This is a genomic window from Methylomagnum sp., assembly GCF_054333355.1.
The window spans coordinates 1-5,959 of sequence record NZ_JBTEKS010000267.1 but is presented as its reverse complement, the minus strand read 5'-3'; the positions used below and the strand labels follow the sequence as shown (position 1 = coordinate 5,959).

At 61.1% G+C, this 5,959-nt stretch carries 7 protein-coding genes; 2 read left to right on the top strand and 5 right to left on the bottom strand.

Annotation, left to right across the window (positions count from 1 at the left end; translation table 11 throughout):
* The coding region (locus ACXWUF_RS16680) for a retropepsin-like aspartic protease family protein (protein WP_458495770.1) at positions 1-774 on the bottom strand (774 nt) is incomplete at its 3' end.
* Here ACXWUF_RS16680 and ACXWUF_RS16675 point away from each other — a divergent pair.
* Complete coding sequence (locus ACXWUF_RS16675) at positions 773-1,021, top strand: hypothetical protein (RefSeq protein ID WP_458495769.1); 249 nt, start codon at positions 773-775, stop codon at positions 1,019-1,021. The genes ACXWUF_RS16680 and ACXWUF_RS16675 overlap by 2 nt on opposite strands.
* Positions 1,022-1,284: 263 nt before the next feature.
* Positions 1,285-2,322 (top strand): cytochrome-c peroxidase, encoded by a 1,038-nt coding sequence (locus ACXWUF_RS16670; RefSeq protein WP_458495768.1) that lies wholly within the window; start codon positions 1,285-1,287, stop codon positions 2,320-2,322.
* Positions 2,323-2,452: 130 nt separating this feature from the next.
* On the opposite strand, the gene ACXWUF_RS16665 is transcribed toward ACXWUF_RS16670, so the two are convergent.
* The 4 genes from ACXWUF_RS16665 to ACXWUF_RS16650 form a co-directional block, all read right to left on the bottom strand.
* On the bottom strand, positions 2,453-3,829 hold the full coding sequence (locus ACXWUF_RS16665; protein WP_458495767.1) for a hypothetical protein: 1,377 nt from the start codon (positions 3,827-3,829) through the stop codon (positions 2,453-2,455).
* A gap of 107 nt (positions 3,830-3,936) precedes the next feature.
* Positions 3,937-4,335 carry a hypothetical protein gene (locus ACXWUF_RS16660; RefSeq protein ID WP_458495766.1) on the bottom strand — a complete coding sequence of 133 codons (399 nt, stop codon included), beginning with the start codon at positions 4,333-4,335 and terminating at the stop codon, positions 3,937-3,939.
* A gap of 447 nt (positions 4,336-4,782) precedes the next feature.
* Positions 4,783-5,001 carry a Nif11-like leader peptide family natural product precursor gene (locus ACXWUF_RS16655; RefSeq protein WP_458495765.1) on the bottom strand — a complete coding sequence of 73 codons (219 nt, stop codon included), beginning with the start codon at positions 4,999-5,001 and terminating at the stop codon, positions 4,783-4,785.
* A gap of 46 nt (positions 5,002-5,047) precedes the next feature.
* On the bottom strand, positions 5,048-5,587 hold the full coding sequence (locus ACXWUF_RS16650) for a flavodoxin (protein ID WP_458495764.1): 540 nt from the start codon (positions 5,585-5,587) through the stop codon (positions 5,048-5,050).
* Positions 5,588-5,959: the final 372 nt, after the last annotated feature.

The window sequence follows — 5,959 nt, the reverse complement described above, 5'->3', positions numbered from 1 at the left end:
ACCCGCTTCCGCTTCTCCCTCCGCGCCCGCCGCCTCGTCGGCTCCCTGCATACACTTCAACACCTGCTCATTGATGACCTTGCTGCCGCCCATGCAATCCTTGACCGATTTCTTCATTTTCGGAGGCGGCGGGGCGCTGGCCTCTGCTTCGGTCTCGGGCAGGATTTCCTTCTGCAAGCTCATGCGGCCGTTTTGTTGAACCATCCGCACCTCGCGGAGCGCGGTCATCCCCAGCAAGACGGTGTCGTCGGGGGCACCGGGATTTAGCACCGCTGACACATTCTTAAAACTCAACGGCCCGATGGTCAGGCTCTTGACTTGCGTCTCATACATCCCGGCCACGCCATTGGCCGTGGCGGTTTGCAGATAGCGGCCCCGGCTGAGCCTCAATGAGTATTGCAGCCTCTCCGGGATGGACACGGCGCTGGCCCCGGTATCCACCACGAACAACACCGGTTGCCGGTTGATTTCTCCCCGCACGTAGAAATTGCCATTGGCGGAGGGCGACAAAATCATCTCGGCGATTTGGGGCGTGCGGGGTGGCGGTGCCTCGACGACTTGGGTAGGCGGCGCGATGATCGGGGGAGGCGCGATGGGTTCGAGGGGTTCGCTGGTCGCATCCGCTACGCTGGCTTGCTCGGGGGCGGGCGGCGGCTGGGTGAACTCAAGGGGGGGCGACTTGGGGGCGGGCGGCTCATTCGCCGCCATCTCGCCCGGCTCACTTTGCATGGCCTTTAGTTTTTCGGTGATCTGGCCCATCTGAGTCGGCGCCATGCTTCTCACCACCATGAACAGCAGCATGAAAAACACCAGCCAGGGCACGGACGCGGGCAGCCTGAAAAATGAAAAGCCCCTTTTCGGCGCTTTCTGTTTTCTTGAGCCGGGCGTGGTGGTGCGGGATTGGGAGGCGAACGCCGTTCCCTGCGATTCGTTTCTATCCGGTGGCCTGCCGCCGTTTGGAGCGCTCACGAGTCATTCCTCAGAAGGTTGTCCCGCAGAAATTGTAGGCGAGCGCCTGTAATTTTGTGGCCGCTCCCGTGAACCACGGGGAATGCGAACTGTCCTAGCTACAGTTCTTCCTCTCTATGGCCCACCTCCCCGGTGGGTCTTTTTTTGCCTGGATAATGGCTTGGCCGGCGAGTTGGAAGTCCCGGCGACAGGGGGCGGGCGGCTGGTTGCAATTGTCCGTTTAATTCTCTATAAGATTGCTCCCTTGTTCTGCGATAGAAACAAAAAGTTCCCATAACCCATAGGCTTAACTAACTTTAAGAGGAGCAGCATTCCATGATGAAACTCAAGCTTACGACCCTAACTCTCGCCCTGGCGGCCTCATCGCTGGCCGTCTCCGCCGCCGAATGGCAGGCGCTGCCCAGCAAGGCGCCGGAACCGGCGGGCAACCCCACCACCGCCGCCAAGGTGGAGCTGGGCAAGATGCTTTATCACGACCCGCGTCTGTCCGCCAACGGCGTGCTGTCCTGCAACTCCTGCCACAACGTCATGCTGGGTGGCGAGGACAACCGCCCCAACTCCGTCGGCGTCAAGGATCAGCGCGGTGGCCGCAGCGCCCCGACCGTTTGGAACGCCGCCTTCAACTCGGTGCAATTCTGGGATGGCCGCGCCCCGAGCCTGGAAGCCCAGGCCAAGGGCCCCGTCACCAATCCCATCGAAATGGGCATGAAAAGCTGGGATGACGTGGTCGCCCGCTTGAAGGCCATTCCCGGCTATCCGCAAGCCTTCGCCGCCGCCTTCGGTGGCGACAACGCCGTCAGCGCCGACAACGCCGCCAAGGCCATCGCCGCCTACGAGCGCACCCTGATTACCCCGAACAGCGCCTACGACAAGTATGCCGCTGGCGACAAGAGCGCCCTGACCGAGCAACAGGCTCGCGGCTTGAACACCTTCGCCGAAGTGGGTTGCGTAAGCTGCCATTCCGGCCCGGCCTTCAATGGCCCGACCCTGCCGGAAGGCACGGGCTTCTACCAGAAGTTCCCGACCTTTGAAAACGGCTCCTTGGAAGCCCAATACAATTTCAGCGCGGACCTGGGCCGTGCGGCGGAGACCAAGCAGGATGCCGACAAGCACCTGTTCAAGGTGCCGACCCTGCGCAATATCGCCCTGACCGCGCCGTACTTCCACAGCGGCAAGGTGCAGAACCTGGAGGACGCCGTGCGGATCATGGCGAAGACCCAGCTTAATAAAGACCTGACCACCGAACAGACGGGCGACATCGTGGCCTTCCTGAACGCGCTGAACGGCGAGTTCCCGAAGATCGAGATGCCGCGTCTGCCGGGCTATCCGAACACCGCGTTCGTTTCCCAGTAAGCGATTGGCTTAAACCTTAAGAAAAAGCCGACCTCCGGGTCGGCTTTTTTTATGGCAGTCGGAAAGGCCGACTCGGTTTTCAAAACCGCGTCGGCCTATGTGAACGCCGCAAACCCAAAATGAAAATGCCCTAATTCTTGGGCGGCCCGTCCTCCGCCAGGCCATCCGAATACAAAGGCCGAGCCAAAATCCGCGCCTCGATCTGGCTCTTCATGGCCTGAAACTCCGGGCTCTCAATATCCTTGAACCGATCCGTGAACTCATCCTGGGCCAGATTCTCCGGCAAATCCTTCACCGCCGGCATGAACCGCGATTCCTCCGCGCCCTGGCTGAGAATCCGCTGCACCTTCCGCGCCTCGTCCCCGGAATGCACCGCCAGCTTCCCGAACAACGCCCCCGCCTGATCCGCCGCCAAGTCGATGAAGCTGAAGCCGCTGCCGTCGTGGGTGTCGTGCATTTCCTTCGCCAGCCCGATGACATCCGCCAAGGCGCGATGCCCCGTCATCGCCAAACTCGCCGACCCCATGAAGTGCTGGGCCGTGTCGATGCGGCGGTTTAGCAGCACATCCCGGCGGGCCGGTTCCGCCGCGATGGGCGCACCCAGGGCGAGGTTCTTGCCGTTCACATAAGCCGCCAGCACCACGATCAAAGCCCGGTTCTCCGCCACCGGATCGCCGCCGTCATCGGCGCGGCTCTTCGCCAAGGCGAATAACGGCTGCATCAAGGTGCCAAGCCGGACGAAGCGCTTTATGTTCGGCTGGGCCACCAATTCGGCCAGCTTGTCCTGATAAACCAGCAGCCGCTCCCTGTCCGCCAAATCGTCCATCAAGCCTTCCGCCTGGGCCAGCACGTTCCGGTTCCAGTTCACACTCACGGCCAGCCGCCCGTCGCGGACGTGCACCTCTTCCACCAGCCGTTCGCCGATGCGGCTATACCGCGCCATCGGCGTGTAGTGCAGCACGCCCCGCGCCAGCCAGCCCACGAAGGGGGCGGGCAGGGTGAGCCGACCCAGCTTGAGCCGCTTGATCCGCGCCTGGGGTTCGCTGTCGTCGATAATCAGTTTGAGGTTGAGGAACAGGCCGGGATCGCCATCCCGCAGCCGGATGCTCGCGGTCAGGTTGAGTCGGCGGTCGTCGATGGCGCACACGGCGCGGCCTTCCAGCCTTTTGCGCAGCAGGGCGAAATTGGCGGCCGCGGTCAGGTCGTCGGCGGTTAGCACCAGCTTTTTCCGGTTGGTGTCGGTGGGTCCGGTGCGCACCGTGTCGCGGATCAGGGTCCGGGTCTTGGCGAGGTAATGATGGGCGGGTTGGGAATCGGGCGCGAGCCACGGCTGGTCCTCGAACGCCAAGGCCAGCAGCGCGGCGAGGCAAACCAGCCCCGCCCCGGCCCCGTAAAGGGCGAAGCGCAAGCAACGACCGGCGCGGGGATGCCGCGCCATGATTTCCGACAAGTTGCGGAACAAGTCGCAACCCACCGATTTGCTTGCCGCGCAAAGCTTGAGAATCATGCTTGAACTAAATCGGTGTCCTTTCCAATTAGGATGGGTCGGAATCCAAAAACACGGGAAAGTTTGACAAAACCGTATCTCGTTCCGACCCGGCAGGCGTCGCGTCGTTAGTTACCGGTATAGACATTCCAAGTGTGCAACTGGTCGCAGCCGTCGTGGCTCACGCCCGTCGCCTTGATCCAGGCCCGGCCCTGGGTGATGGGTTGCGGCAGAATGCCTTCCACCGTGAGCCGCCCGCTGCGTTGCGGCGTTACCTTGATCTCCACCGGCGCCGTATTCACCCACACCTTGAGGGTTTCGGCGTGAGTGTTATCCGAGGCGGTAAACGAAAACTTCTCCAAAGCGCCGACCTTGGCCTCCTTGCCCGGCGATTCATCGAAGAAGATCGGCGCGGTGCAATCCAGGATCAATCCGCCGTGATGGCCCGTTACGAAGGCGAATGAACTGACCGGCGCGAGGCCGAGGGCGATGAGGGACAGGATTCCGAACGCGATATCTTTGACCATGACGGCAATTCTCCCGCTTGTTTTGATTGTGTAGGCGTCCGGCTCGACGGGGCCGGCGAGCTTGAATTGTAATCCAAACGGCGTTGGGGGTTGCTGCGGTGGGTTGGCGGCGCCAGGACAATCGCGCCATGTCGGGAAAGGCTGTATGGCAGTGAGGGTTGGTGTGAGGGCGATCAAAGGAAGCTTTGCTTTCGCCGCCATCAAGGCTGTCGTTTTTTTAGCCGGATTGGCCAAGCCCGCGTCTGCCGTGGGCCAGGGACATTCAACCCAAGCTTTTCCCCGAGGTTATCCACAGATTTTGTGGAAATGTGACGCGGAGAACGAAAAACCCGCTGGTTGAACGGCGTCAAAACCAGCGGGTTCTCGGGGCAACCCCGCCCGGTTGGCGAGTTGCCCGGATTCAACCGTCGTGAAGCGCCACGCGGTCGAGGCAACGGGATCGGGGCATCAAGCCCGCAGCAGCGCCTTGCCGAGCTTGGCGGAAAGCTGCTCGGCGGTGAATTGCGGTTCGTTGGGCGGGTACAGTAATTCTTCGTCTATGTCGAAGCCGTACTCCTTGCCCAGGGCGAGCAATTCCCTGATTTTCTGGCATTCCACTAATTTGGCGGCGATTTCGGGATTGGTTTTGGCTTGTTCGGAGAAAGCCTTGATGGTTTTAATCGACATTCTTATTCCGTCTGACTGAGTGTTGATGATGAAAAAACTATGGGGATCAGGCGACTGCCAGCAGTTCCGGCTTGATGATTTCCAGCCAGGCGCCCACCCGCTCGGCGGTCTGGTCGCTTTGGTTGTCGTTGTCGATGACTAGGCCGACGAAATCGCCATCGACGATGGATTTGGAGGCTTCGAACGAATAGCCATCGGTGGGCCACGCGCCGACCACCTTGGCGCCGCCGTCGATGGCGACGTTGTAAAGCTCGATCATCGCGTCCACGAACTCATGGCCGTAGCCTTCCTGGTCGCCCAGGCCGTAAATCGCCACCACTTTCCCGGAAAAGTCCTTGCCTTCCAACTGCGGCAGGAATTCTTCCCAGCTTTCGGCCTGTGCCCCGGCGGTCAGCCCCGGCAATTCGCCATCGCCCAGGGTGGGCGTGCCCAGGATGAGTGCGCTGTAGGACAAGAGATCGTCCACCGAGGCTTTATTGACGTTGACCGGATCGGCTGCCGCGTCCCCCAGTTTCTTGGCGATGGATTTGGCGACTTTCCGGGTGTTGCCGGTGTCGGTGCCAAAGAAGATGCCTATTTTTCCCATGATCTTGACCTCTATGTGTGGAGTAAATCCCGCGTCCGGGTCTGTTCGGAACCGGATTGTCGGGTCTTGTCCGAACACAACCAAAATCCGCGCCAATTTCGGGGGAATGGCGCGGGGCTGTCCCATGTCGTTGATGAGGCTGGGTTTTCTTAGGGGTGTGGAAGCGCGGGCGGGGGCGGGGGCGGGATGTGGGCGATGTCGCAATCGCGGCAGGGGATGGAGGAATTGTCGTGAATCCGACAAAAGCGGGGTGGCTGGCTTGTCGGGATTGCCACTGGCCGTGCCGAAACTCGGTTGAACCACGCTACATTAGAGCGTTTTCAACATGAGTGTACGGCAGCTAGAAAGGCCGACTCGGTTTTCAAAACCGAG